The following is a 26,005-nucleotide window of genomic DNA, read 5'->3' as shown; positions in this document are numbered from 1 at the left end:
ATGCGCAGGGTGGTGGTGCTTGCTCGCTGGCATGACCGCTCTGGCGGCTGCAGGCAGACCGAGATGAAAATCCCCGGCATTGCCGGGGATTTTCTTGGGTAACTCAGGCGCGTTTGCCGCGTTTGCGGATCGGGGTCACGGTGGCCAGGTCGCGGCTGCCGACCGGATCCGCATCGTAGCGCGCGATGAATTCGCGGACCTGCGGATACACCACCTCGCGCCAGCGGCGGCCGCTGAAAATGCCGTAGTGACCGGCGCCTTCAACGACCAGATGACGACGGTGCGCCGCGTCGATGCCGGTGCACAGATCGTGCACCGCCTCGGTCTGGCCGAGGCCGGCGATGTCGTCAAGTTCGCCTTCGATGCTCAGCAACGCGGTCTTGCGGATCGCCGATGGCTTGACCAGCTGGCCGTCCACTTTCCACTTGCCCTGCGGCAGCAGAAACTCCTGAAACACCACGCGAATGGTGTCCAGGTAATACTCGGCCGGCATGTCGAGCACAGCGTTGTATTCGTCGTAGAACTGCCGATGCGCCTGCGCATCCTGCAGATCGCCCTTGACCAGATCGGTGTAGAAATCCCAGTGCGACATCACATGCCGGTTCGGGTTCATCGACAGGAAGCCGGCGTGTTGCAGAAAGCCCGGATACACCTGCCGGCCATGGCCCGGATACGGGAACGGCACGGTGTGGATCAGGTTGTTCTGGAACCACTCGATGCCGTTTTCCGTGGCCAGGTTATTGACCTGGGTGGGGCTACGACGCGCATCGATCGGCCCGCCCATCATCACCAGCGAGCGCGGCGTGGGCTCGTCGTTGCTGGCCATCAGCGACACGGCCGCCAGCACCGGCACGGTGGGCTGGCACACGCTCACCACATGCAGGCGTTCGGCGCCGATATGGCGGATGAACTCCTGGATGTAGGTGATGTAATCCTCGAGCCGGAACGCGCCGGCTTCCAGCGGCACCATGCGCGCATCCACCCAATCGGTCACATAGACCTTGTGGTTGCGCAGCAGGGTGCGCACGGTGTCGCGCAGCAACGTGGCGTGGTGGCCGGACAACGGCGCAACCACGAGCACGGCGGGCTGCTCCTTCATCTTGCCGATCAGTTCGACGTGGTCGCTGAAACGCTTGAAGCGCAGCAACCGGCAAAACGGCTTGCTCAGCACTTCGCGTTCGATGATCGGCAGCGAATGACCATCGACCTCGACATCGTCGAGCGCCCAGGCCGGCTTTTCGTATTCCTTGCCCAGACGGTGGAACAGCTCGTTGCTGGCGGCCATGCGCTCGGCGCCCGGGAGCGATGCCCACAGGCTGTCCGGGTCGGAAAACATCTTGGCGTTCGCCTGGGCCTGATGCACCCAGGGGGCTAGCAGATTGCGGGTCAGCTCATGCAGTTGATAAAGCATTCCACCCATCCGTGCGGTTTTGCTGCCGCGCAGCATACCGGTTTTGGCGCATTTGCACCTTAATGGGGCTGCGAACAGTTGAGCTGTCACGGCGTGGTGGCCGCCGTCTCTAAACGAGAAACCGGCTCGCCTGCCAGGCGCGACGACAGGATTTGCCCACTTCGGATGCGTGCCTCTGGAACGCCAGCGCAGCTCATGTGGGCAGCGGCCCGGAGCGGGGGTGAAGACGCTGGGCGACGTCCCTCGACCCAGCAATGGAGGTGGAGCCACCCAACCGTTCTTCTGTCCAGGCGACGCGGTGACCGGATGCGATGCTCGTTGGCAACCACCTCCCGGTCAGCCGCGCTCCAGCGCCGATGCCTGGTCAGCCAGCTGCGGCGACAGCCAGCAGTGCGACCCCAGCGCAGCGAAGCCCACGCTGGCGAAGCGTTTGCGATACCAGCGCGCCGGTCGCGCCTGGAAGCCGTCGTGATCGCCCTCGAACGCATCTTCTTCGGCGAAGGCTTCCAGGAACGCCACGCCTGCGCACATCTCGGCCAATCCGGGCAGGCCCTGATTGAATTCGCGGGTGGGCACGTAATGCAGTACGTCCGAGCAGATCAGCAAGTCCACCGGCGCGCACGGGCGCAGCCAGGCGAAATCGCCGAAGCGGGCGGGGTGGATCTGGCGGCTGCGGCCATAGCGCTGCACCGCATAGGCGCTGCTGTCGAAACCCAGATAACTCAGCTTCGGCCGCAACGCCAGCAACGGCGCGCGCCACGCGGCTTCGCCGCAGCCGACGTCGAGCACGCTGCGGATCGGCCGTTCCAGGTAGTACTCGGCCTGGGTCACGGCGAGTGCGACCTTGCGTCGCAGGCGTGCGGGGTCGGCAAGGCCGGCATCGCGATACCAGCGGCGGAAATAGTGGGCGTCGTAGTGTTTGGGGTCGGACTGCTGCATGGACGTCGGCTGCTTTCGCGTGCGCGGATAGGTGAAAATGCGGGCCATCCTACGCGAGCCAGCGGAGCCAGCGCATGACCCTGTATTTGTGGATCAAGACCTTCCATCTGTTGTTCGTGATCGCCTGGATGGCCGCGGTGTTCTATCTGCCGCGCATTCTGGTCAACATCGCCGAAGCCGGCAGCGACACCGCGGTGCGCGCGCGCCTGGTGTTGATGGGGCGGCGACTCTACAAATTCGGCCACAGCATGCTTGGTCTGGCGCTGCTGCTGGGCGCGGTGCTATGGCAGGGCTACCGGGTCATTCCGGATTTCCCGACGATGGTCGCTGGCGGCTGGCTGCACGCCAAGCTGTTCGCGGTTGCGTTGATCCTGGCGCATTACATCGTGGCCGGCCGCTGGGTCAAAGGCGCCGAACAGGGGCGTGCAGTGCCCAGCGGTCGGGCATTGCGCTGGTTCAACGAAGTGCCGGTGATCCTGCTGGTCGGCGTGATCTGGCTGGTGCTGGCCAAGCCGTTCTGAGCGCATTGCGCACCGCACCTGCGCACGCCTGACGGTTTCGGCGCGCAGGTGACAGAGCTGCCACTGCTGAAAAAAATGCGGGGCCTTCCGGTATCCCGCCGCGAATGCCTGCGGTGCCTTATCGTTGGGACGGCCAGTGACGTCGAGATGTGCGCGCCGGGCAAGGGTTGATGAATCCTGGAGGCTGCGCTGGAGCGAATGTGAGCTTATGCACCTGTCGGGTGTTGCTTGCGCAGCATCTCCAGATACCGTTTCTGGTGTCCGGCAAATCCCTTCTTACCGTATAGCGCGTAAATTTTGCCGAAGGCAGCACAGGCGCGTGCCTCATCTCCGAGCTGCAGCATCGCTTCGCCTTCGGTCATCAGCACAAGATGGTCGGTGTGGTCTGGGTCGTCGTACATCAGCGCCATCACCTCGAGCCATCGATGCACGTTTTCCTGATCGTGCAGGTCGGCGTAATCCTTGACGAAACTTGCAGACAGGCTTTGCGGGTAATAGTCCCAGTTCGCTTTGGGTTCGGGGATCAGCGCCCAGGCCTGTAATCCCAGGGCGAGCGATTCGGCCAGGGCGCCGCTGCGAAACCGCTGAGTGGATTGCTCCAGTAGATGATCGATCTCGGCTCTCAGAACTGCCTCGATTTCGGGCTTCCTTTGCACGGTGATGGCCTTGATCAGGTTGCCAAGCGATTTGTTGCCGAACGATTCAATGCATGTGGCCTGCAGCTGCGCGGGCGCCTTGTTGGCTGCTCTCAGGCGCCGGTATCCAGTTCGCGCAGGCCCTTGCGCGCCAGGTCGACCCAGGCGCGTTGCTCGCGCTGGTAATGCTTGGGCGAGGCGGCGGCGTGACGCAGCACCTGGTCGTACACCGCCCTGGCCTGGTCATTGCGTGCGATGCGCTGCAGCAGTTGTGCATAGCGCACGCGTGCTTCTTCGCCCGGATAGCCTTGGGCCAGCGTGTCGTACTCGTGCAGCGCAGCGTCGGTGTCGCCACTGCCTTCGACCGCGCGTGCATACAGCAGGTGCCCGTCATGCGAGCGGAAGCTGGGGTTGGCTGCGATCAAGGCATCCAGGGTCTGCCGCGTCTGCTGCGGTTGGCCCAGCCCGAACTGCGCCTTGGCCAGGCCGAGCATCAGGTGCGGATCGTCGCGATAGAGCCCACGCAAGGCCCCCTGGTAATGCTCGGCGGCCTGGGCGTAATCGCCGCGCGCCAGCAACGTCTCTGCGAGCTGGCGGCGATTTTCCGGAGTGTCGGCCACATCCAGCCGGCGCGAGGCGTCGCGCTGTTCGCGCTGCGGGTCCAGGGTACTGCGCACGCGCTTGAGGCTGCGGCGTGCGTTGGGGTGGTTGCGCAGATCCGGGATGACCGCCACGCACACATAGACCAGCACCGCCAGCAGGGAAAACGCCAGTAGCAGGAAGATCCAGTACAAGGGCCGCCCGCTGCGCACGACGTGGACGCAGCAGGCGGCTTGCAGCAGCAGTGAGATCAGCAGGAGCGGAGACATGCAGGTGTGGCGTCCTTTCCATGGCCGCGCACTTGGCGCGGCCGGCCTTCGTGCGAATCAATGCCCTTCGTAGGCACCATAGCTGCGCAGCCGCTCGTAGCGCTGCTGCAGCAACGTATCCACTGGAATCTTTTCCAGCGCGTCCAGCTCGTTGAGCAGTACCGCTTTCAGGCGCTTGCCCATCTGTTCGGGATTGCGATGCGCACCGCCGGTGGGTTCACGGATCACCTTGTCGACCAGGCCCAGGCCTTTCAGGCGCTTGGCGGTCAGACCGAGCTGTTCGGCGGCGTCCTTGGCCTTGGCCGCGTCCTTCCACAGGATCGAGGCGCAGCCTTCCGGCGAAATCACCGAATAGGTGCCGTATTCCAGCATCAGGGTGCGGTCGCCCACGCCGATCGCCAACGCGCCGCCGGAGCCGCCTTCGCCGATCACGGTGCAGATCACCGGGATTTTCAGCTCGGCCATTTCCAGCAGGTTGCGCGCGATCGCCTCGGACTGGCCGCGCTCCTCGGCACCGATGCCCGGATACGCGCCGGGCGTGTCGATGAAGGTCAGCAGCGGCAGGCGGAAGCGTTCGGCCAGCTTCATCAGGCGCAAGGCCTTGCGGTAGCCCTCCGGGCGCGGCATGCCGAAGTTGCGTGCCACCTTGGTCTTGGTATCGCGGCCCTTCTGGTGCCCGATGATCACCATCGGGCGGCCGTCGATACGGCCCAGGCCACCGACGATGGCCTTGTCGTCGGCGTAGGCGCGGTCGCCGGCCAGTTCCTGGAATTCGTCGCAGATGGTGTTGATGTAGTCCAGCGTGTACGGGCGCTGCGGATGACGCGCCAGCTGCGAGACCTGCCAGGCCGACAGATCGCGGAAGATCTGCGCGGTGCGCACGCGCAGCTTGTCGCGCAGCGCACGCACTTCGGTCTCCACGTTGACCACAGGCCCGGTACTGGCCTTGCGCAGTTCCTGGATCTTTGCTTCCAGATCGGCGATGGGTTGCTCGAAGTCGAGGTAGTTAGGATTCATGCAATGGCGTCGTCAACGTAAGGCGGGGAGTGTAGCTGAAGCGCTGCCTTCGGCCCGTACGGGGGCGTTGGGAGCGGAATCGGGAATGGAGAATCGGGAATCAGAGCAAGGTATCCGGCCGCCGCGCTTTTGCGATTCCCCATTCCCGATTCCCCATTCTCACGCCCACGGAGGGCTGTACTTGATCTTCACCGTCCGCACCGCAGGGTCTGCGCGCAGGCTGTCCATCAGCTGCTGGTCGATCCGCACCGAGTGGTTGCCGTTGAGGTCGAGCATGCCGGCCACACCGCCGCTGGGCGCGCGCAGCAGCAGGTCCAGGCGCAGGGGCGTCTTGCCGGGGCGGTGCTTGGCCAGCAGGGCGTCGATGCGCTTGAAGGCCTGCTTCTCGCGCAGGTCCAGGCGCAGCGACAGCCGCTGCGCGTGGTCGGCACAGATCTGCTCGTAGTCCCAGCACTGGCGGATGCGCAGGCTGTAGCCGCCGTTGAATTCGTCCTCGCGCAGGCCGCCCTTGACGATCAGGATGCGGTCGCGGGTGAGCAGGTGGCCGAACTCGGCCATCGCGTCGGAGAACGCGCTGCATTCGACCCGGCCGCGGCCGTCTTCGAGCTGCACGAACACCTGGCTGTCGCCCTTGCGGCGCACGCCGACGACCTGGCCGGCAAGAATGGCGCTGACCTCCGGGCGCCAGGCGCGTTTTTCGCCATCGCCGCCGCCCCCACCGCCACCACGCTGTTGCGAGGCCAGGATCTTTTCCAGCGCACCCAGGTCGCAACCGACCAGCTCGCGGACTTCGTCGCGGTGCGGGTCGAACGGGTGGCCGCTGAGGTAGAAGCCCAGCGTTTCGCGCTCGCCGGTGAGCAGCTGGCCCAACGGCCATTCCTTGCTTTCGGGCAGGTCCAGGCGCATTGCCGGTGCGCTCGGGTCCGGCCCGCCGAACAGCGAGTTCTGCCCGGAGGCGCGCTCACGCGCCATCTGCTCGGTGGCCTTCATTACCTCCGGCAACTGCAGCATCAGCGAGGCACGGTTCTTGCCCAGGCCATCCATGGCGCCGGCATTGATCATCGCTTCCAGCGTGCGCCGGTTGAGCTTTGCGGTGCCCACGCGCGTGCAGAAATCCAGCAGCGTGGTGTAGGGACCGCCGCGCTGGCGTTCTTCGACGATTGCCTCGCAGGCGCCCTGGCCGACGCCCTTGATCGCGCCCAGGCCGTATTGGATGGTGTCCGGGCTGGCGGCCTCGAACATGTACGCCGACTCGTTGACGCGCGGCGGTTTGACGGTGAGGCCGAGGTTGCGCACCTCATCCAGAAAGCCCACCACCTTGTCGGTGTTGTCCATGTCCGAGGACAGCGTGGCGGCCATGAATTCGGCCGGGTAATGCCGTTTCAGCCACGCGGTCTGGTAGCTGACCAGCGCGTAGGCGGCGGCGTGCGACTTGTTGAAGCCGTAGCCGGCGAACTTCTCCATCAGGTCGAAGATTTCGTCGGCCTTGGCTGCGCTCACGCCGCCCTTGGCCGCACCTTCGCGGAAGATCTCGCGGTGCTTGGCCATTTCGGCCGGCACCTTCTTGCCCATCGCGCGACGCAGCAGGTCGGCGCCGCCCAGCGAATAATCGCCGACGATCTGCGCCATCTGCATCACCTGCTCCTGATACACCATGATGCCGTAGGTGTCTTTCAGGATGACTTCGGTGCGCGGATCGGGGTAGACGATCTCCTGCTGGCCGTGCTTGCGCGCGTTGAAGTCCGGGATCAGGTCCATCGGGCCAGGACGGTACAGCGACACCAGCGCGATCAGGTCTTCGAAGCGGTCCGGGCGCGCGTCCTTGAGCAGGCGGCGCATGCCCGAGGATTCGAACTGGAACACCGCACCGGTATTGCCCGAGGCGAACACGCCCTTGTAGGTGGGCACGTCGTCGAGCGGAATGGCGGTGATGTCGACCGGGTCGATGCCGGCGCGCGCATGGCGCACGTTGATCGCCTTGACCGCCCAATCGATGATGGTCAGCGTGCGTAGGCCGAGGAAGTCGAACTTCACCAGGCCCACCGCCTCGACGTCGTCCTTGTCGAACTGGGTCACCGGGTTCTTGCCGCGGCCGTCTTCGTCGTGTTCGGCGAACAGCGGGCAGAACTCGGAAAGCGGATCGGGCGCGATCACCACGCCGCCGGCGTGCTTGCCGGCGTTGCGGGTGAGGTCTTCGAGCTGGCGCGCCAGATCCATCAGGTCGCGCACGTCGTCTTCGACCTGGTAGCGCTGGATCAGATCCGGCGAGGCCATCTCCGAGTCCTTGCCTTCGCCCATCGCGTCCTTGAGCGTGATGCCCAGGATGTTGGGGATCAGCTTGGCCACGCTGTCGACCAACCCATACGAAAAGCCCAGCACGCGGCCGGCATCGCGCACCACCGCCTTGGCGGCCATGGTGCCGTAGGTGATGATCTGGCTGACGCGTTCTCGGCCGTACTTGCGCGCCACGTAGTCGATGACTTCGTCGCGCCGGTCCATGCAGAAGTCGATATCGAAGTCGGGCATCGACACGCGCTCTGGATTCAGGAAGCGCTCGAACAGCAGGTTGTACGGCAGTGGGTCCAGGTCGGTGATCTGCAGCGCCCAGGCCACCAGCGAGCCGGCACCGGAACCGCGGCCCGGGCCGATCGGAATGCCCTGGTTTTTGCCCCACTGGATAAAGTCGGCCACGATCAGGAAGTAGCCGGGAAAGCCCATCTTGATGATGGTGTCCAGCTCGAATTCGAGCCGGTCCACATAGTCCTGGCGGGTCTTGCCCGGCGCGATCGGGTTCTTTTCCAGGCGTGCGGCCAGACCCTGTCGCGACTGGCTGCGGATCCAGGTGTCCAGCGTTTCGTCTTCCGGCACCGGGTAGGCGGGCAGGAAGTAGGTGCCCAGGCGCATCTCGATGTTGCAGCGCTGCGCCAGCGCGTGGGTGTTGTCGATGGCGTCGGGGATGTCGGCGAACAGCGCCGCCATCTCCTCGCTGGACTTCATGTACTGCTGGTCGCTGTAGTCGCGCGGGCGCTTGGGATCGTCCAGCACGCGGCCGGAGGAAATGCAGACGCGCGCTTCGTGCGCATTGAAGTCGCTGGCGTATAGAAAACGCACATCGTTGCTCGCCACCACCGGCAGCCCGCGCACGCCCGCGGCGTGCAGCGCGAACTGGTTGAAGCGTTCCTCGCCATCGCGGCCGGTACGGGTGAGCTCCAGGTGCAGGCCATCGCCGAACACGCGCTGCCAGTCGGCCAGCTGTTGCTCGGCCAGATCCGCGCGGCCCTCGTTGAACAGGCGCCCGGCCAGGCTGTCGCGGCCGGCCAGCGCAAACAGGTTGGCGTGCCCGGCCTGCAGCCATTCCGGATGGATCGCCACGCCGCCTTCGGGGCGGTGGCCTTCCATCCAGGCGCGGGTGAGCAGCCGCGACAGGCTCAGGTAGCCTTCACGGTCGCGGCACAGCAGGGTCATGCGCCACGGCGTCATGTCCGGCGTGGCGATCATCACGTCGGCGCCGGCGATCGGCTTGATCCCGACGCCTTCGGCGGCCTTGTAGAACTTGACCAGCGCGAACAGGTTGTTGAGGTCGGTGACTGCCAGCGCGGGCATGTCGAGTTCGACTGCCCGGCTCAGCAGGTTGGCCTGCTTGGCTTTTTTCGGGTCAGCCTGATCCGGTTTCTCGGGCACACGGATGGTGGAATCCGCCAGCGAGAACTCGGTGTGGACGTGCAGATGGACGAAGCGGGAAGTGGACATGCGGGACCGGAATAATGCGCGGTCAGGGTACCGGCGGGGGCGGGGGCGAACAAGGCTTGACAGCGGGGGGCGGGACACGGGACCGGGGACCCGGAAGGGCGGTCAATCGCGTGCTGGGCCGGCGCTGCACAGGCATCGGAGGACTGCAGGGCCGAGACGAGTGGAATGATGTGTGCCTGGAGCTACTGCGCACGGCACGCGATGTGCGGCTGTTCAGGCTCCGACGCGCAGCCGGACACGCCGATGCCGACCCTGGCGTCTCTTACAGCGGCGCAACCAGTTGCCCGACCTGCAACTGCTCCAGGTCCCGAGTCCCGGGATCCGGTTCCAGGCCTTCACGGCCTTGCAGCGCCAGACGCACCGGCGCAAAACTGCGCCGATGGTGCGGGCATGGCCCGTGGGTTTGCAACGCGGCCAGATGCACCGGCGTGCTGTAACCCTTGTGCTGATCGAAGCGATATTCCGGGTGGCGCGTGTGCAGTTCGTGCATCAGCCGGTCGCGTGTCACCTTGGCCACGATCGAGGCGGCCATGATGGCGCGGTCCAACGCGTCGCCACCGATCAATGCCTCGGCCGGGCAGGGCAGCCCCTTGGGCACGCGGTTGCCGTCGATACGCGCGAACCCGGCCACATGCGCCACGCCTTCCACTGCGCGCCGCATGCCGAGCATGGTCGCCTGGTAGATATTGATGCGGTCGATCTCTTCGCTGTCGATCAACACCACCGACCACGCCAGCGCCTGGTCGACGATGCGCGCATACAGCTGCTCGCGCCGCTCGGCCGTGAGCTGCTTGGAATCGTCCAGCCCATTGATGCGCGGCTTGCCGGGGTCGAACACCACGGCGGCCACGGCCACCGGCCCGGCCAGTGGGCCGCGGCCAGCTTCGTCGACACCGGCGATCAGGCGGGAATCGGGAATGGGGAATGGGGAATCGTGGAAAAGCCCGTCCTGCGTCGCCGGAACGACAACCGCGCCATTGGAGGTAGAGCGCCTCATGCGCCGGCTCCTGCCGATTCCCGATTCTCCATTCCCGATTCGCGCTGCGACAGCAGCCCAGCCACCGCATCCGCTGCCCGCGCCGACGCATCGCGGCGCAACTGCGCATGCAGGGCCAGGTAGCGCGGCTGCAGGGCGGCGACCTTGTCGGGGTGTTTGAACCAGTCCAGCAGTGCCACGCACAGTCGCTCGGGGGTGCAGTCGTCCTGCATCAGTTCCGGCGCCAGGTCGTCATTGGCCAGGATATTGGGCAGGGCGTAGCGGTTGACCTTGAGCAGGCCCAGCAGCTTGACGATACGGTAGGTGAGCGGAGCGACCTTGTAGCCCACCACCATCGGGCGCTTGACCAGCATCGCTTCCAGCGTGGCGGTGCCGGAGGCCAGCAGCACCACGTCGGCGGCCAGCATGGCGGTGCGCGCCTGGCCGTCGAGCAGATGCGAGCGCATCACCGGCAGCGACGAGCGTGACAGCTGCTCGGCCAGCAGTTGCTTGCAGCCCGGATTAGCGGCCGGTACCAGCACGTGCAGATTGGGCAGGTGCTCGGACACCAGCCAGGCCGCCTGGAAAAAGGTGTCGCCGAGCCGGCTGATTTCGCCGCGCCGGCTGCCTGGCAACACTGCCAGGACGGTGCTGGAGGCGGAGAGGCCCAGCGTTGCGCGCGCCGCTGCGCGGTCGGCCTGGTAGGCGATATCGTCGGCCATCGGGTGGCCGACAAAGCGGGCGTCCACGCCATGCTTGGCATAGATCGGCGGCTCCATCGGAAACAGGCACAGCACCAGATCGGCGCTGACGCCGATTTTTTCGGCACGCTTCTCGCGCCACGCCCACACCGACGGGCTGACGTAGTGCACGGTCTTGATCCCGCGCTGCTTGAGCCAGCGTTCCACCGGCAGATTGAAATCCGGCGCGTCGATGCCGATGAACACGTCCGGCTTCCACGCCAGCACCCGCTCGCGGAACGCGCTGCGCAGCTTGAGCAGGCGCGGCAAATGCCGCAGCACCTCGGTCAGGCCCATCACCGCCAGCTCGCTGGCATCGAACCAGGTCTGGCAACCGACGCCACGCATCGCATCGCCACCGATGCCCACGAATTCGGCATTCGGATAGCGCAACCGCAATTGCTCGATCAGCCCCGCGCCGAGAATGTCGCCAGAGGCCTCGCCGGCGATCAGCGCGATGCGAGGTGCGCGCTTGCGCGCACCGGGAATCGGGAACGGGGAATCGGGAATCGGTAGCGCAGTCGTAACGCTGCCGACCGACGCGCCGTTGCGCTGGCCGTCCACGATTCCCGACTCCCGATTCCCAATTCCCTTCATCGCAACAAGGGCCGTTCTGCTGCTTCGATGAACTCGAGCATCCCGCGCACATCGTCGCTGCTCTTGGCCTGTTCGGCCAGCTGCAGCTTGGCATCTGCCAGCGGCAGGCCGGCCACGTACAGCGTGCGGTAGGCGCGCTTGATCGCGGTGATGCGTTCGGCGTCGAAACCGCGGCGCTTGAGCCCTTCGCTATTGATGCCGCGCGGACGTCCCAGCGATTCGCTGCCTACCATGGTGAACGGCGGGACGTCGCCGTTGGTCAGCGCGCCCATGCCCAGGAAGGCGTGCGCGCCGATACGGCAGAACTGATGTGCGCCGGCAAAACCGCTGATGATCACGTAGTCGCCGACGGTGACGTGGCCGGCCAGCGTGGTGTTGTTGGAGAACACGCAGTGGTTGCCCACATGGCAGTCGTGCGCCACGTGCGTATAGGCCAGCATCCAGTTGTCGTTGCCGACCACGGTGATGCCGCCACCGCCGCCGGTGCCGCGATTGATGGTGACGAATTCGCGGATCACGTTGCCGTCGCCGATCACCAATTCGGTCCGTTCGCCGGCGTACTTCTTGTCCTGCGGTTCGCCGCCGATCGCGGCATGGCCGATGAAGCGGTTGTTGCGACCGATCCGGGTCGGGCCGTGGATCGAGCAATGGGGCCCCACCTCGGTGCCCGCCCCGATCTGCACATCGGCGCCGATCAGCGAGAAGGCGCCGACGCGGACGTCGTCCGCCAGCGTTGCCGATGGATCGATGACCGCCGTCGGATGAATCAAAGGTGTTGAATCGCGCATCGTGTCTTACTCCGAAAGCGGGTGATTACCTGGCGCCGGCGCACATCAACTCGGCACTGGCCACCACTTCGCCATCGACCTTGGCTTCGCCGTAGAAGCATCCCACATTGCGGATCAGGCGCTTCATCTGCACTTCCATGATCAACACGTCGCCCGGCACCACCTGCTTGTTGAAGCGGGCCTTGTCCACCTTGACCATATAGAACAGCTGCGACAAGGCATCGCGGCCCAGGCCGAGCTGGGTCATTACGCCGCCGACCTGCGCCAGCGCCTCGATGATCAGCACGCCAGGCATGACCGGACGGTTCGGAAAATGGCCCTGGAAGAACGGCTCGTTGATGCTGACGTTCTTCTGCGCCACGATCCACTTGGTTTCAAGATCGAGTTCGAGGATGCGGTCGACCAGCAGAAACGGGTAACGGTGCGGGAGCAGCGTCTGGATCTGACTGACGTCGATCGGCAGTTCGTAAACGTGGTGGCTCATTCTTTCTCCTTGCCCACAGCCAGGATGCGCCTAGCGAGCACATCAAGCTGCTTGAAGCGCGCGGCGTTTTTGCGCCACGTGCGATTGTCGGTGAGAGGGGTGCCGGACGAATACTCGCCCGGCTCATGGATGGAATTACGCACGACAGACTTGCCGGTGATCACCACCTTGTCGCAGATCTCCAGGTGGCCGAACACGCCGACATGCCCACCCAGCAGGCAGTAACGGCCGATCTTGGCGCTACCGGCAATGCCGGTGCAGCCAGCAATCGCACTGTGCGCGCCGATCCGGCAGTTGTGCGCGATCTGCACCAGGTTGTCCACGCGCACGTCTTCTTCCAGCACGGTGTCTTCCAGCGCGCCGCGGTCGATGCAGGTGTTGGCGCCGATTTCGCAGTCGTCGCCGATGACCACACCGCCGAGCTGCGGCACCTTGATCCAGTGCCCGGCATCCATGGCCAGGCCGAAGCCATCGGCGCCGATCACCGCACCAGGGTGGATGCGCACGCGCTTGCCCAGCCGCACGCGGGTGACCAGGGTGACGCGGGCAAGCAGCTCGCTGCCGGCGTCCACCACGCAGTCCTCGCCAATGATGCTGCCGGTACCGATCACGCAGCCATCGCCCACGCGACTACGCGCGCCGATGCTGACGAACGGACCGACATGCGCGGTGGCCGAGACCTGGGCGGTCGGGTCGATCACCGCAGAGGCATGGATGCCCGGTTCGCGCACCGGTGCCACATCGAACAGCGCGGCGATCTTGGCGAACGCGGTATACGGGTCCTTGGCGACCAGCGCGGTGCCTTTGGCGGCGTCGGCATCGTCGGCACGCAGCACCACGACAGCGGCCTGGGTGTCGGCCAGTTGCGGACGATAGCGCGGGTTGGACAGGAAGCTCAGCTGGCCTGCGCCTGCATGGGCCAGGGTGGCGACGCCGCTGACTTCGGTGGTGCCGTCACCGACGACGGTCAACCCGAATTGTTCGGCAATCGCACTGGCGGTCAATCGCATCAGGGTAAACCTCGCGTAAACGATAAGTGGCTGGTTTAACAGCTCGAAAACGTCGTCAAGAGTTGGCTAAACAATCGAGCGTATTGCTTGCCGGGCCGCAACGATGCGGCGAACCCAGGAAGAAACATATGAAAACTGTTCTCTCCATTTTCGGTAGCGTGATCCTGCTGGGCGCAGTCACCAGTGCATCGGCCGACGATTTCGCACAGCAGCGCACCAACGCTCTGAGCTTCTGGGACCAGCAAGTGCAGTGCGTGGACGCATCCGATTGGGGCGCCACCGCCACCTGCCTGGGCAATGTCTGGAACAACTACTTCTAACGCTGTTTCCTACCAGGATGTTCAAACAACAATGGCGGCCCGGGCGTCCGGGCCGCCATTGTTTCGCGTGCCAATCTTAGAACTGGCCGCCGAAGGTGAACTGCAGACGCTCGATCTCGTCGTTGTCTTCCTTCTTCAGCGGGAATGCATAGCTGATCGAAATGGGGCCGACCGGCGCGCGCCACAACAGCGCCACACCGGTGGAGGCGCGCAACTCGTTGGCCTTGAAGTTGTCCACGCCGTTGTACACGTTGCCGAAGTCGACGAATGCCGAAACGCGCGCCGACGGGCTGTCGAACAGCTTTGGGAAATACATTTCCACCGAGCCCACCGTCTTGAACGACCCGCCCAGCGGCTGGCCGCGGGTATAGCCATTGATCGCTTCCGAACGCGGGCCCAGGGTGTTGTCTTCGAAGCCACGGACCGAATTGGTGCCGCCGGCGTAGAAGTTCTCGTAGAACGGCAGGCCGGTGGCGGTGACCGTGCGGGTGCTGCCATCCGGGTTGGTCAGCACGCGGGTGCTGTCCTTCCCGTAACTGTCGCCGTAGCCCAGTTCGAAGCGCGTGTTCAACACCAGCGCCGGAATGATCGGCCAGTAGTTGGAGATCTGGTAGTTGAGCTTGTAGTACTCGACCGTGGAGCCGGGCAGGGTGGTCTCCAGACCCACACGCTGGTACATGCCGCGGGTCGGCATGAAGAAGTCGTTGCGGGTGTCGCGTGCCCAGCCCAGCTCGGTGCGCCAGGCATGGAAGGTGCGCGTGCCGATCGCATTGATGTAGTCGATGATCGCCTGCGGTGTGGTGCCCGCGAAAGTGGTGATCTGGTTGCTGTCGATACCCACCATCGCCGAGACGGTGTCGTTTTCGGTGATCGGCACACCGAACACCACCTGCGCCGAACCGTTCTTGCTGTTGAATTGCGCGGTGTTGAAGTCCGAATAATCCAGTGCACGCCAGGACAGGTTGTAGCCCAGCGACACGCCGTCGTCGGTAAAGAACGGGTTGGTGTAGGAGAACGCGTAGCGCTGCTGATAGCTGCTGCGCGAGGCTTCCACTGCCACGCGGTTACCACCGCCCAGGAAGTTGTTCTGCGACAACTGCACCGAGGTGGTCACACCGAAGCTCTGCGAGTAACCCAGGCCGAACACGAAGCTGCCGGAGGTGGTCTCCTTGACGTTGTAGACCACGTCGACCTGGTCGTTGCTGCCGGGCACCGCGGGCGTTTCCACATCCACGCTTTCGAAGTAGCCCAACCGCTGCAGACGGATCTTGGAACGGTCGATCGCCGCCTGCGAGTACCAGGTGTTCTCGAACTGACGCATTTCGCGGCGCAACACTTCGTCGGAGGTGCGGCTGTTGCCCTTGTAGAGGATGCGGCGCACGGTCACGCGCGGTCCGGGTACCACCTGCAGGTTCACTGCCACGGTGCGGTCCTCGCGATTCGGCGTCGGGATCGGGTTGACCTTGGCGAACGCGTAACCGACGTTGCTCAGCGTGTTGGTGATCGCATCGGAGGTGTACTCCAGCAGCGCACGCGAGAAGATGTCACCGGCCTTGGGGATCACCAGGCGCTCGATGTCGGCCTGCGGCAGCACGGTGTCGCCGGTGACCTTGATTTCGGAAATCTTGTACTGCTCACCCTCGGTGACGCCGGCGCTGATGAACATATCGCGCTTGTCGGGGCTGATCGAGACCTGGGTGGAGTCGATGCTGAAGTCGACATAGCCGCGGTCCAGGTACCAGGAGTTGAGCTTTTCCAGGTCGCCGGACATCTTTTCCTTGGAGTACTGATCGTCGCGGCGGTACCACGAGGCCCAGTTGTGCTCCTTGGATTCCCAGTTGTCCAGGATGTCCTCGTTGGCGAACTTTTCCGTACCGATCAGGTTGACATGGCGGATCTTGGCCGCCTTGCCTTCCTTGATCGCGATGGCCACGTCGACGCGGTTACGGTCCAGCGGGCTCACCGTCGGGGTGATTTCCACGTTGTACTTGCCGCGGTTGTTGTACTGGCGGGTCAGTTCCTGGGTCACGCGGTCCAGGCTCAGGCGATCGAAGGTGCCGCCCTCGGACAGGCCGATGTCACCCAGGCCCTTGAGCAGTTCCTCGGACTTGATGTCCTTGTTGCCGGTCACGGTGAGCTTGTTGATCGCCGGGCGCTCCTTGACCGTGATCACCAGGATGTTGCCCTGGCGGTCCAGCTGCACGTCCTCGAAGAAGCCGGTGCGGTAGAGCGCCCGGATCGCGTCGGCCACCTTTGCATCGTCCACGGTGTCGCCGCGGTTCACCGGCAGATAGGTGAAGACGGTGCCGGAGGCGATGCGCTGCAGGCCGTCGACGCGAATGTCGCTGGCAACGAACGGCTCGACGGCCAGAGCAACGGCCGGCAGGCTGAGGCCGGCGGCAAGAGCGAGGGCAAGCAGGCGGCGAGTGGGAAGACGCGTCATGTCACATCCGGTTGGAGTCGTATTCGGGTGTTGCTGGATGCCGGCGTATGACGACGACAACAGGCGGAAAGAGTGGAGCAGCTTCATCGTGGAACCAGGCCGAGGATGTCGTTGTAGAACGCCAGTCCCATCAACCCGGCCAGGACCGCCAGGCCGACGTATTGTCCGGCAATCATGGCCCGTTCGCTGATCGGGCTGCCCTTGATCAACTCGATAAGGTAATACAGCAGATGCCCACCGTCCAAGATCGGGATGGGCATCAGGTTGATGATCGCAAGGCTCAGCGACAGCAGCCCAAGAAAATACAGGAACCAGTCGAGCCCGCGTTCGGCCGAGGCATTGGCAGCGCGCGCAATGGTGACCGGGCCGGAGATGTTCTTGACCGAGGCCTGGCCGGTCAGCATGCGCTTCATCATGCCCAGCGAATCGGCGGTCATCCGGCCGGTTTCGCGGATCGCGGCCGGCACGGCGGCGAACAGCCCGTACTGCTGGCGGCTGTCGTATTCCGGAGCCGGAGCGGCGGCCGGACGCACGCCGATCATCCATTGGCCATGTGGCGACTTGCGTGGGGCGATTTCCAGCGCCAGCCGGTCTTCGCCGCGCGCCACCTCGATCATGCCCGGCCCGCCGTGGGCGCCCAACGCCTGCACCTGCGGAATGATGTCTTCGGCCGAGCGGATCGGCTGGCCGTCGATGGCCACGATGCGGTCGCCCGGCTTGAGCAGGCCATCGGCCACCGAGCCCTTCACCACTTCGGCGATCACCGGTGGCTGCAGCATGAATTGCCAGCCGATGCCGGCCAGGGCGGCCACGCGGCGTTCGTCGAAACCGACCGGCAACTGCGACAAGCGCAAGGTGTGTTCGCTGCTGCTCGCAGTGTCAGAGGCAGTCAGGACGCGGACATCGCGCCTGTCCATTGCCGCAGTGGTGAGCTGCATGCTGGCGTCGCTCCAGCTGCTCACGCTGCGGCCGTCGATGCGTACGATGCGCTCGCCTGGCGTCAGCCCGGCTTCGGCGGCCAGGCCATCGGCGCGGCCGACGGTTGCCGAATAATCCTGCTTGCCTACCACGAACATCGCCCACAGCATCGCCATGCACAGCAACAGATTGGCGACGGGGCCCGCCGCGACGATCGCGATGCGCTGCCACACGGTCTTGCGATTGAAAGCTTGGTCCTGCTCGGCCGGATGCACGTCGCCTTCGCGCTCGTCGAGCATTTTGACGTAGCCGCCCAGCGGAATCGCGGCAACCACGAACTCGGTGCCGTGGCGGTCGCGGCGCATCCACAACGGTTTGCCGAAGCCCACCGAAAAGCGCAGCACCTTGACGCCGCAGCGCCGCGCGACCCAGAAATGCCCGAATTCGTGAAAGGTCACCAACACGCCCAGGCTGACGATCATCCACCAGACCGAACCGATGAAATCACCCATGGGTGCAACTCGCGTGCGTGGAACGATCAGGCATGAAGGGCGTGGTGGGCGAGGGCGCGTTCAGTGATTTGCCGGGCTTGCGCATCGGCAAATAGCAGGGTGTCGAGGGAATCGGCATTGTGCCGCTGGAGCGTTGTCAGCGTGTGTTCGACCAACGCAGGGATCGCTAGGAAACCCACCTGGCCCTGAAGAAACGCTGAAACAGCCACTTCATTGGCCGCGTTCAGGATCGCCGGGGCGGTGCCGCCGGCCCGTAACGCGTCCCAGGCCAGGCGCAGACATGGGAATGCGGCGGTGTCGGGGGCCTCGAAATCCAGCCGGCCCTGGCTGAGCAGATCCAGCCCGCCGACGCCGGATTCGACCCGCTCCGGCCACGCCAGGCCGACCGCCAGGGTGGTGCGCATGTCCGGCAGGCCAAGCTGGGCAAGGGTGGAGCCGTCGACGAATTCCACCAGGGAATGCACCAGGCTCTGCGGATGCACCAGCACATCGATCTGCTCGCCCGGCAGTCCAAACAGGTGATGCGCCTCGATGACTTCCAGGCCCTTGTTCATCAGGGTCGCCGAATCCACCGAGATCTTCGGACCCATCGACCACTTGGGATGCGCCACTGCTTGCGCGGGCGTGACCGCCGCCAGCGCCGCGCGATCGCGGCTGCGGAACGGGCCACCGGAAGCAGTCAGGATGACCCGGCGTACGCCGCGGCTGGCGTCGCAAGAGCGCAGGCACTGGAAGATGGCGCTGTGTTCGCTGTCGATCGGGATGATTTCAGCGCCGGCGGCGGCTGCGGTGCGGGTCAGCAGCTCGCCGGCCAGGACCAGGGATTCCTTGTTGGCCAGCAGCAGACGCTTGCCGGCGCGCGCCGCCGCCAGCGTAGACGGCAGCCCGGCCGCACCCACGATCGCGGCCACCACGGTGTCGCACGCATCGCTGCTCGCCAGTGCGTCCAGCGCCTCGGCACCGGCGTGCGCCTGGGTCGCAAGGCCCAGTGCGCGCAGGCCATCGCGCAGCGCCGGGTACAGCGTCGCATCGGCAATCAGTGCATGCGCAGGCCGGTGGGTCGCGCACAGCGCCAGCAGCTCATCGACCTTGCTGCCGGCCGACAGCACGCTGGCACGCAGCCGCTCGGGGTGGCGGGCGATCACGTCCAGCGCCGATGTGCCGATCGAGCCGGTGGCGCCGAACACGGCGACCTGACGGGGAGAGGAGCCAGCCATGCCTAGAATCCGAGAATTTCCTTGCCGAGTGCGAACACCGGCAGGGCAGCGAGCACGCCATCGATGCGGTCCAGTACGCCGCCATGGCCCGGAATCAGCGTGCCCGAGTCCTTGGCGCCGGCGTGGCGCTTGAGCAGGCTTTCGAACAGGTCGCCCAGCACCGATGCCAGCACTGCCAGTGCGGAGACCAGCACCAGCTGCGGCACATGTGCCAGCGTCAGCCCGGCCAGCCAGCCGAACGCGCAGGCAACCGCAATGCCGGCGAGCAGGCCTCCGAGCAACCCTTCGATGGTCTTGTTGGGGCTGACCCGCGGCGCCAGCTTGTGCTTGCCGAACGCGCGGCCGGCGAAATAGGCGCCGGAGTCAGCCGCCCACACCATGGTCAGCGCGGTCAGCAACCACAGGTTGCCCTTGTCCGGGCTGGCGTGCAGCAGCACCAGCGCCGCCCACGCCGGCAGCACTGCCAGGGTGCCGGCGGCCAGCTTGAGTGCGCGCGCCTGGCCGTTGCCATGATCGGCGCCGAAGGTGAAAAAACGCAGCCACAGCAGCGCCAACAGCCACCACGCCACGCCCACCAGCGACGCAATCTGGAACAGCACCATGGAGCCGGCCGAGGCCCACACCATCAGCACCATCAGCAGCAGATTGAGCATCAGCAGCACGGTGCGCGGCAGGCTGTCGTCGATGCCGGAGAGCTTGAGCCACTCCCACAGACCGGTCAGGAACAGGACCGCCGCCAGCGCTGCCAGCCATTGGGTGGGCAGCAGCACGATCGCGCAAATCGCGAGCGGCGCCATGATCAGCGCGGCAATCACGCGAGTCTTGGTCATGCGGAGGAGCTCTCCGTCGCCTTGTCGGCGATCTGTGCGCTGGTCAGGCCGAAGCGACGTTCACGCCCGGCATAGTCGTCCAGCGCTTGCTGCAGCACGCCGGCATCGAACTCCGGCCACAGGGTTTCGGTGAACCACAGCTCGGTGTAAGCCAGCTGCCACAACAGGAAGTTGCTGATGCGGGTGTCGCCACCGGTGCGGATGAATAGGTCCGGCGCGGGCAGGTCGGCCAGGGCGACCCGGCTGGACAGCAGCGCTTCGTCGATCTGCTCTGGCTGCAGGCGGCCGGCGGCGACGTCTTCGGCCAATGCGCGGGCAGCCGAGGCGATATCCTGGCGGCCGCCGTAACTGGCTGCGATGCTCAGCACCAGCCGCGAGTTCGCTGCGGTGCTGCGCTCGGCGCCGGCCATGCGGTCGCGCAAGGGTGCGGCAAAGCGGCTGCGGTCGCCGATGAAGCGCACCTGCACGCCACGTCGCTGCAGTTCTTCCACCTCGCGGTCGAGCGCATGCAGGAACAGCTTCATCAGCGCGTCGACCTCATCCTGCGGACGGCCCCAGTTTTCACTGGAGAACGCGAACAGGGTCAGCGCCGAGACGCCTTTTTCCAGGCAGAAATCGATCGTGCGATTGACCGCGCGCGCGCCGGCACGGTGACCGATGACGCGTGGACGACGCCGACGCTGCGCCCAACGCCCATTGCCATCCATGATGATGGCAATGTGGCGCGGCACAGCAGCAGAGGGGACTGGATGCATGGCAGGCGACGCCACGATCAGACCGTCATCAATTCCTGTTCCTTGCCCTTGACGACCTCATCCACGTCCTTGATGGCCTTGTCGGTGAGCTTCTGGATATCGTCCTCGGCGCTGCGGGCTTCGTCTTCGGTGACGGCCTTGTCCTTGAGCAGATCCTTGACCTGCTGGTTGGCGTCGCGGCGGATGTTGCGGATGGCCACCTTGCTGTCTTCGCCCTCGCCATGCACGGACTTGCTGAGCTCCTTGCGGCGCTCCTCGGTCAGCGGCGGCAGGTTCAGGCGGATCACGGTGCCGACCACGGTCGGGGTCAGACCCAGATCCGAGGCGTAAATGGCTTTTTCCACGTCCTTGATCATGCCCTTGTCGAACAGGCTGATGACCAGCGAGCGGCCTTCGGACACGCTGATGCTGGCAACCTGATTCAGGGGCGTGTCGGCGCCGTAGGCCTTGACCTTGATGCCGTCCAGCAGCGCCGGCGAGGCACGGCCGGTGCGGATGGTGGTGAGGGAATGGCGCAGAGCATCGATGCTCTTGGTCATGCGCGTCTGCGCGTCTTGTTTGATCTGGGTGAGCATCGCCGGGAATCCGTGTGGAGCTGAATCCGGAGATTATAGCCGGGACTGAGGTTTCACGACTCGCGGGCCGTCAACACCCGCGCAGCGGTTCACTTGCCGCTGGAGGCGCTCGACAAACAGGCATCAACGCAGGCGTCAGCACTGCGCTCAACGATTCCCGATTCCCCAATCCCGATTCCCAGCCTCAGCTGCGGCCCTGCACCAACGTGCCGATCTGCTCGCCATGCAGGATGCGCAGCAGCACGCCCGGTTCGCTCATGCCGAAGATGCGCAGCGGCAGGTCACTGTCGCGCGCCAGTGCGAAGGCGGCGGTATCCATCACTTCCAGGCCCTGCAGGATCACCTGGTCGTAGGTCAGGCTGTCGTAGCGCACCGCATCGATGTGCTTCTTCGGATCCTTGTCGTACACGCCGTCGACCTTGGTCGCCTTGAGCAGCAGGTCGGCACCGATCTCGATCGCGCGCAGCGCTGCGCCCGAGTCAGTGGTGAAGAACGGGTTGCCGGTGCCGGCGGCGAAGATCGCGATGCGACCCTTTTCCAGGTGACGGATCGCGCGGCGACGGATGAAGTCTTCGCAGACGTCGTTGATCTTAATCGCGCTCATCACGCGCACCTTGGCGCCGAGCTTTTCCAGCGCATCCTGCATCGCCAATGCATTGATCACCGTGGCCAGCATGCCCATGTGATCGCCGGTGACGCGGTCCATGCCGCTGGCAGCCAGGCCGGCGCCGCGGAAGATGTTGCCACCGCCGATCACCAGCGCCACCTGCGCGCCGGCCTGCTGGGCTTCGATCACCTCATGCGCCAGACGATTGATGACTTTGGGGTCGATGCCGTAATCCCCGTCTCCCATCAGCGCCTCCCCGGAAAGTTTGAGAAGAATGCGGCGATAGGAAAGTTCGGACATGGGGAAACCTCGGGGGTGGGGGATCGGCAAACGCCGGCAATTCTAGCGGAAGCCTGTCACCTGGCGTGGTAAAAATTCCTTTGTTGGCAGTGGCGTGACCGGTTGCTCAATGCGCGCGCGGGTTCGGCGGCGTTGGTACGTCGGTCGCATCGTAAGCGGTGACGCGGTTGCGGCCGCGATGCTTGGAGCGATACAGCGTGCTGTCGGCGGCCTGCAACAGATGGTCGATGCTGTCGAACTGGCGCTCGGCACCGCCGTGCGTGGCAAGACCCGCAGAGAAGGTGATATGCAGTGGGCCGCCCTGCAGTTGCGCCATCGGCGTGCGCGCGGTTTCGGCCAGGATGCGTTCGATCACCATCAGGGCCGCATCGGCAGGTGTATTGGGCAGGATCACCAGGAATTCTTCGCCGCCGTAGCGCGCCACCAGGTCGCTGGTGCGCACCATGCGTTGCAGCGTTTGCGCGAAATTGCGCAACACTTCATCGCCGACCAGATGTCCGTGCGCATCGTTGACGCGCTTGAAGTCGTCCAGGTCGATGAAGGCGATCGACAGCGGCCAGCCCTGCCGCGAGGCCAGTTCGAACTCATGCGTCAGCGCGGTACCGAGCTGATGCCGATTGAATACCCCGGTCAACGCATCGCGGCTGGCCTGTTCGGCCAGATGACGCATGCGGTTTTCCGATTCGTCGGCATGCCGGCGCGCTTCGGCCACGTCCTGCAATTCGCGCAGGCTACGCAGCATCGCCAGTTCACGCGCCTGCTCGAAGATCATCTGGATGTGCTCGGGCTGCGGCACGCGGATGTCGAACAGGGCTTCCAGTTCCGGTAGCGATTCGGCGATGCGTTCGATCACTTTTTCGAAGCGTTCGGCATCCAGCTCCAGCACGTCCTGGGCCTGCTGCTGCGCATGTTCGGTTGCGGCGACCGCACTGGCCGAGAGCCAGATATCGGCCAGGCGCCCGGATAGCGCCACGCAGGCCATGAACGGTTCCAGGCCTGCAGGCTCTTCTTCGCTCTGCGCAATCGCATTCTGCAGATACGGCGGCAGCTGCCACTGATGCGCCAGCCAGGCGCCGACTTCGGCATGCGTGGCGCCCAGCTGTTCGCGTTCGGCATCCAGCAGCGCGGTGTTGTCGGCGGCCTGTTCCAGCAGCGGCCCGTATAGATCCGGCGCACCTTGCAGCAGGGCCAACTTGCCGATGTCCTGCAGCAGGCCGGCCAGCATCAATTCTTCGGGCTTGCGGATGCCGTAGGCCTGGCCGAGGATGCGACTGGCCAGCGCGCATAGGCCGGCGCGTCGCCAGATGCGCTCATGCAAGGGGTGGGCGATGAAGGTGCTGCGAACGCCGTGCACCATCGAAAAGCCCAGTGCCAGGCTCAAGGTCGCGTTGAGGCCGAGCATGGTCAGTGCCTGGCCGAGATTGTCGATGCGGCGGCGACTGGCGTAGAGCGGCGAATTGGCCACCCGCAGCATGCGTGCGCTCAATGCCATGTCCATGCCGATGACCTTGGCCGTGGTGGTCATGTCCATGTCCGGATCCTGCGCAAGTTCGATGATGCGCAGCGCAACGCCAGGCGGCGAGGGCAGGTTGCGGCAGTAGTGCAGGGCGGCCTGGAGATCTGGTTGCATGAGTCATTGCCAACAGTGGCCACAAGCATACAGCTGCGGTCGTTGAGTGGGGCGCGCCATGCTCCGCCATCGCCGCGCCACAAGACATGCGTGATGGAACGCGAAAAGCCTGGTCGGCATCTTGGGGTAACGGCAATGCCGATGACATCTGTAGAGTTGAGGCCGCTGTGCCGGATGCGTTCGCTTCAGGTTCGCGCCGGTGTGCGGATGCGCGATCGACAGGCAAAAAAAAGCCGCGGCATGCCGCGGCTTTCCTTCGAGCGGGGAAGATCAGGCCAGGCCGGCCTGCTTCATCACTTCGGCGGCGTAGTCTTCCACCACCTTCTCGATGCCTTCGCCAACGGCCAGGCGCTGGAAGCCGATCACTTCGGCGCCGGCGGCCTTGACTGCCTGCTCGACGGTCTGGTCGGTGTTGAGCACATACGGCTGGCCGTACAGCGTTACTTCGTTGACGATCTTGCTGATCTTGCCGCTGATGATCTTTTCCAGGATCTCGGCCGGCTTGGCCTTGTCCTTTTCGGACATCTTGGCCAGTTCGATTTCCTTTTCCTTGGCAACGAATTCGGCCGGAACGTCGGACGCCTTGACGTGCGGCGGGTTCATCGCCGCGATGTGCATGGCGATGCCGCGCGCCAGCTCGATGTCGCCACCCTTCAGTTCGACCAGCACGCCGATACGGCCGCCGTGCACATAGGCCGCGACGTTGTTGGCGCTGTCGATACGGACCAGGCGACGCACCTGCAGGTTTTCGCCGACCTTGGCGATCACCGCAGCGCGACGCTCTTCGATGGTCTCGCCGCTGTCGAGCTTGACGCTCTTGAGCGCTTCGGCATCGGCAGCGTCCGAGTTCAGTGCGGCATTGGCCACAACCTCGGTGAAGGCCAGGAAGTTCTCGTCCTTGGCGACGAAGTCGGTCTCGGAGTTGACTTCGACCAGCACGGCCTTGCCGCCGGCCTGGGCGGTGGCGATGCGACCTTCGGCGGCAACGCGGTCGGCCTTCTTGTCGGCCTTGGCCAGGCCCGACTTGCGCAGCCACTCGGCCGCGGCGTCGATGTCGCCTGCGTTTTCGACGAGTGCCTTCTTGCACTCCATCATGCCGGCGCCGGTGCGCTCGCGCAGTTCCTTGACCAGGGAAGCAGTGATTTCCATGGAATTACCTCATATGGACGAATGCGTGCGGCGGAAGTGATTCCGCCAGTAGGAGACGGTGCAGCATGCCGCCGCCCCCGTAGATGTATGCAGTAGCCTCAACGACGGAGCGCGAGGGCGCCGTCGGGGCTGCGGCCGCACAGCATGGTGCGGCCGCATTGCACGCCGATTACTCGGCGGCGTCAGCCTTCTTGTCGCCCTTCTTGGCCGGAGCGCGACGGCCCTTGCCTTCGTCGGCGGCGTCGGCCGAGAACTCTTCTTCGCGCACCGACGCCGAGTTCGGCGCAGCAGCCTTGCCTTCCAGCACGGCATCGGCAGCGGCGCGTGCGTACAGCTGCACGGCGCGGATGGCGTCGTCGTTGCCCGGGATGGCGTAGTCGACCAGGGCCGGATCGTAGTTGGTGTCGACCACGGCGATCACCGGAATGCCGAGCTTCTTGGCTTCCTTGATGGCGATGTCTTCATGGCCGATATCGATCACGAAGATCGCGTCGGGCAGACGGTTCATTTCCTTGATGCCGCCCAGCGAGGCGTCCAGCTTCTCGCGCTCGCGACGCAGGCCCAGCACTTCATGCTTGACCAGCTTGTCGAAGGTGCCGTCGGTCTCTGCCGCTTCCAGCTCCTTCAGGCGGGCGACCGACTGCTTGACGGTACGGAAGTTGGTCAGCGTGCCGCCCAGCCAGCGCTGGGTCATGAACGGCATGTTGCAACGCTCGGCTTCTTCCTTGATGGACTCGCGCGCGCTGCGCTTGGTGCCCAGGAACAGCACGGTGCCGCGCTTCTGCGCAACCGAGGAGAGGAAGTTCATCGCGTCGTTGAAGAGCGGAACGGTCTTCTCGAGGTTGATGATGTGGATCTTGCCGCGCGCGCCGAAGATGTACGGCGCCATCTTGGGGTTCCAGTAGCGGGTCTGATGGCCGAAATGGACGCCGGCTTCCAGCATCTGGCGCATGGTGACTTGGGGCATTGCAGTAACTCCGTAAGAGCGGAATCGCCGTGCGCGGCCCTGACT

At 65.0% G+C, this 26,005-nt stretch carries 23 protein-coding genes; 2 read left to right on the top strand and 21 right to left on the bottom strand.

All coding sequences use genetic code 11. The features are described 5' to 3' along the window. Nucleotides 1–103: 103 nt before the first annotated feature. Both F7R02_RS10055 and F7R02_RS10050 read right to left on the bottom strand, forming a co-directional pair. Nucleotides 104–1,447 (bottom strand): polyhydroxyalkanoate depolymerase, encoded by a 1,344-nt coding sequence (locus F7R02_RS10055; protein ID WP_015472356.1) that lies wholly within the window; start codon nucleotides 1,445–1,447, stop codon nucleotides 104–106. A 300-nt stretch (nucleotides 1,448–1,747) separates the two neighbouring features. Continuing rightward, on the bottom strand, nucleotides 1,748–2,350 hold the full coding sequence (locus tag F7R02_RS10050; protein ID WP_011050894.1) for a methyltransferase: 603 nt from the start codon (nucleotides 2,348–2,350) through the stop codon (nucleotides 1,748–1,750). 74 nt (nucleotides 2,351–2,424) lie between these two features. On the opposite strand from F7R02_RS10050, the gene F7R02_RS10045 reads away from it, so the two are divergent. Beyond that, entirely contained in the window at nucleotides 2,425–2,871 is a 447-nt protein-coding gene (locus F7R02_RS10045; protein WP_003485394.1) for a CopD family protein, read from the top strand. A gap of 206 nt (nucleotides 2,872–3,077) precedes the next feature. Here F7R02_RS10045 and F7R02_RS10040 read toward each other — a convergent pair whose 3' ends face one another. The 9 genes from F7R02_RS10040 to lpxD all read right to left on the bottom strand — a co-directional run bounded on the left by F7R02_RS10040 (nucleotide 3,078) and on the right by lpxD (nucleotide 13,737). Beyond that, entirely contained in the window at nucleotides 3,078–3,578 is a 501-nt protein-coding gene (locus F7R02_RS10040) for a hypothetical protein (RefSeq protein ID WP_078585611.1), read from the bottom strand. 41 nt (nucleotides 3,579–3,619) lie between these two features. Then, a complete protein-coding gene (locus F7R02_RS10035; protein ID WP_016849943.1) occupies nucleotides 3,620–4,375 on the bottom strand; it encodes a tetratricopeptide repeat protein in 756 nt (251 codons plus the stop codon). A gap of 57 nt (nucleotides 4,376–4,432) precedes the next feature. Next, complete coding sequence (locus tag F7R02_RS10030; RefSeq protein ID WP_078590675.1) at nucleotides 4,433–5,392, bottom strand: acetyl-CoA carboxylase carboxyltransferase subunit alpha; 960 nt, start codon at nucleotides 5,390–5,392, stop codon at nucleotides 4,433–4,435. Between the two features lie 159 nt (nucleotides 5,393–5,551). Further along, complete coding sequence (gene dnaE, locus F7R02_RS10025) at nucleotides 5,552–9,142, bottom strand: DNA polymerase III subunit alpha (RefSeq protein WP_078590677.1); 3,591 nt, start codon at nucleotides 9,140–9,142, stop codon at nucleotides 5,552–5,554. A gap of 262 nt (nucleotides 9,143–9,404) precedes the next feature. Further along, nucleotides 9,405–10,139: a ribonuclease HII gene (rnhB, locus tag F7R02_RS10020; protein WP_151210085.1), complete on the bottom strand. Its 735-nt coding sequence runs from the start codon at nucleotides 10,137–10,139 to the stop codon at nucleotides 9,405–9,407. Continuing rightward, the gene (lpxB, locus tag F7R02_RS10015; protein WP_139370927.1) at nucleotides 10,136–11,422 is read right to left on the bottom strand and encodes a lipid-A-disaccharide synthase; all 1,287 of its coding nucleotides are present in this window, start codon (nucleotides 11,420–11,422) and stop codon (nucleotides 10,136–10,138) included. Before lpxB ends, rnhB begins: the two co-directional genes overlap by 4 nt. 29 nt (nucleotides 11,423–11,451) lie before the next feature. Continuing rightward, complete coding sequence (gene lpxA, locus F7R02_RS10010) at nucleotides 11,452–12,243, bottom strand: acyl-ACP--UDP-N-acetylglucosamine O-acyltransferase (protein WP_003485381.1); 792 nt, start codon at nucleotides 12,241–12,243, stop codon at nucleotides 11,452–11,454. A 25-nt stretch (nucleotides 12,244–12,268) separates the two neighbouring features. Further along, nucleotides 12,269–12,727, bottom strand: a complete 459-nt coding sequence (gene fabZ / locus F7R02_RS10005) for a 3-hydroxyacyl-ACP dehydratase FabZ (protein ID WP_078589820.1) — start codon at nucleotides 12,725–12,727, stop codon at nucleotides 12,269–12,271. Beyond that, nucleotides 12,724–13,737 (bottom strand): UDP-3-O-(3-hydroxymyristoyl)glucosamine N-acyltransferase, encoded by a 1,014-nt coding sequence (gene lpxD, locus F7R02_RS10000; protein ID WP_078589819.1) that lies wholly within the window; start codon nucleotides 13,735–13,737, stop codon nucleotides 12,724–12,726. Before lpxD ends, fabZ begins: the two co-directional genes overlap by 4 nt. 128 nt (nucleotides 13,738–13,865) lie before the next feature. Between lpxD and F7R02_RS09995 the strand changes: the two genes are divergently transcribed. Then, nucleotides 13,866–14,057: a hypothetical protein gene (locus tag F7R02_RS09995; RefSeq protein ID WP_005911715.1), complete on the top strand. Its 192-nt coding sequence runs from the start codon at nucleotides 13,866–13,868 to the stop codon at nucleotides 14,055–14,057. Nucleotides 14,058–14,133: 76 nt separating this feature from the next. Here the strand turns inward: F7R02_RS09995 and bamA are convergent, their stop codons facing one another. The 10 genes from bamA to rpsB all read right to left on the bottom strand — a co-directional run bounded on the left by bamA (nucleotide 14,134) and on the right by rpsB (nucleotide 25,960). Continuing rightward, entirely contained in the window at nucleotides 14,134–16,500 is a 2,367-nt protein-coding gene (gene bamA / locus F7R02_RS09990; protein WP_003485373.1) for an outer membrane protein assembly factor BamA, read from the bottom strand. Nucleotides 16,501–16,583: 83 nt separating this feature from the next. Further along, nucleotides 16,584–17,930, bottom strand: coding sequence for an RIP metalloprotease RseP (rseP, locus tag F7R02_RS09985; RefSeq protein WP_078589818.1), 1,347 nt, complete (start codon nucleotides 17,928–17,930; stop codon nucleotides 16,584–16,586). 26 nt (nucleotides 17,931–17,956) lie between these two features. Further along, nucleotides 17,957–19,147: a 1-deoxy-D-xylulose-5-phosphate reductoisomerase gene (locus F7R02_RS09980; protein WP_078589817.1), complete on the bottom strand. Its 1,191-nt coding sequence runs from the start codon at nucleotides 19,145–19,147 to the stop codon at nucleotides 17,957–17,959. A gap of 2 nt (nucleotides 19,148–19,149) precedes the next feature. After that, nucleotides 19,150–19,977: a phosphatidate cytidylyltransferase gene (locus F7R02_RS09975; protein ID WP_003485370.1), complete on the bottom strand. Its 828-nt coding sequence runs from the start codon at nucleotides 19,975–19,977 to the stop codon at nucleotides 19,150–19,152. Further along, nucleotides 19,974–20,732, bottom strand: coding sequence for a polyprenyl diphosphate synthase (gene uppS, locus F7R02_RS09970; RefSeq protein ID WP_016849736.1), 759 nt, complete (start codon nucleotides 20,730–20,732; stop codon nucleotides 19,974–19,976). The genes F7R02_RS09975 and uppS overlap by 4 nt, the downstream gene beginning before the upstream one ends. A gap of 17 nt (nucleotides 20,733–20,749) precedes the next feature. Continuing rightward, nucleotides 20,750–21,307, bottom strand: coding sequence for a ribosome recycling factor (gene frr / locus F7R02_RS09965; RefSeq protein WP_005921623.1), 558 nt, complete (start codon nucleotides 21,305–21,307; stop codon nucleotides 20,750–20,752). A gap of 184 nt (nucleotides 21,308–21,491) precedes the next feature. Beyond that, nucleotides 21,492–22,214, bottom strand: coding sequence for a UMP kinase (gene pyrH / locus F7R02_RS09960; protein ID WP_033484157.1), 723 nt, complete (start codon nucleotides 22,212–22,214; stop codon nucleotides 21,492–21,494). Between the two features lie 106 nt (nucleotides 22,215–22,320). After that, nucleotides 22,321–23,844 carry a sensor domain-containing diguanylate cyclase gene (locus F7R02_RS09955; RefSeq protein WP_078589816.1) on the bottom strand — a complete coding sequence of 508 codons (1,524 nt, stop codon included), beginning with the start codon at nucleotides 23,842–23,844 and terminating at the stop codon, nucleotides 22,321–22,323. A gap of 270 nt (nucleotides 23,845–24,114) precedes the next feature. Further along, nucleotides 24,115–24,993 (bottom strand): translation elongation factor Ts, encoded by an 879-nt coding sequence (gene tsf, locus F7R02_RS09950; RefSeq protein WP_003485364.1) that lies wholly within the window; start codon nucleotides 24,991–24,993, stop codon nucleotides 24,115–24,117. 169 nt (nucleotides 24,994–25,162) lie between these two features. After that, nucleotides 25,163–25,960 carry a 30S ribosomal protein S2 gene (rpsB, locus tag F7R02_RS09945; RefSeq protein WP_005911732.1) on the bottom strand — a complete coding sequence of 266 codons (798 nt, stop codon included), beginning with the start codon at nucleotides 25,958–25,960 and terminating at the stop codon, nucleotides 25,163–25,165. Nucleotides 25,961–26,005 lie beyond the last annotated feature (45 nt).

This window comes from Xanthomonas cissicola, from assembly GCF_008801575.1.
In the GTDB taxonomy this organism is placed as follows: domain Bacteria; phylum Pseudomonadota; class Gammaproteobacteria; order Xanthomonadales; family Xanthomonadaceae; genus Xanthomonas; species Xanthomonas cissicola.
This window is presented reverse-complemented; position numbering and strand designations above follow the sequence as displayed.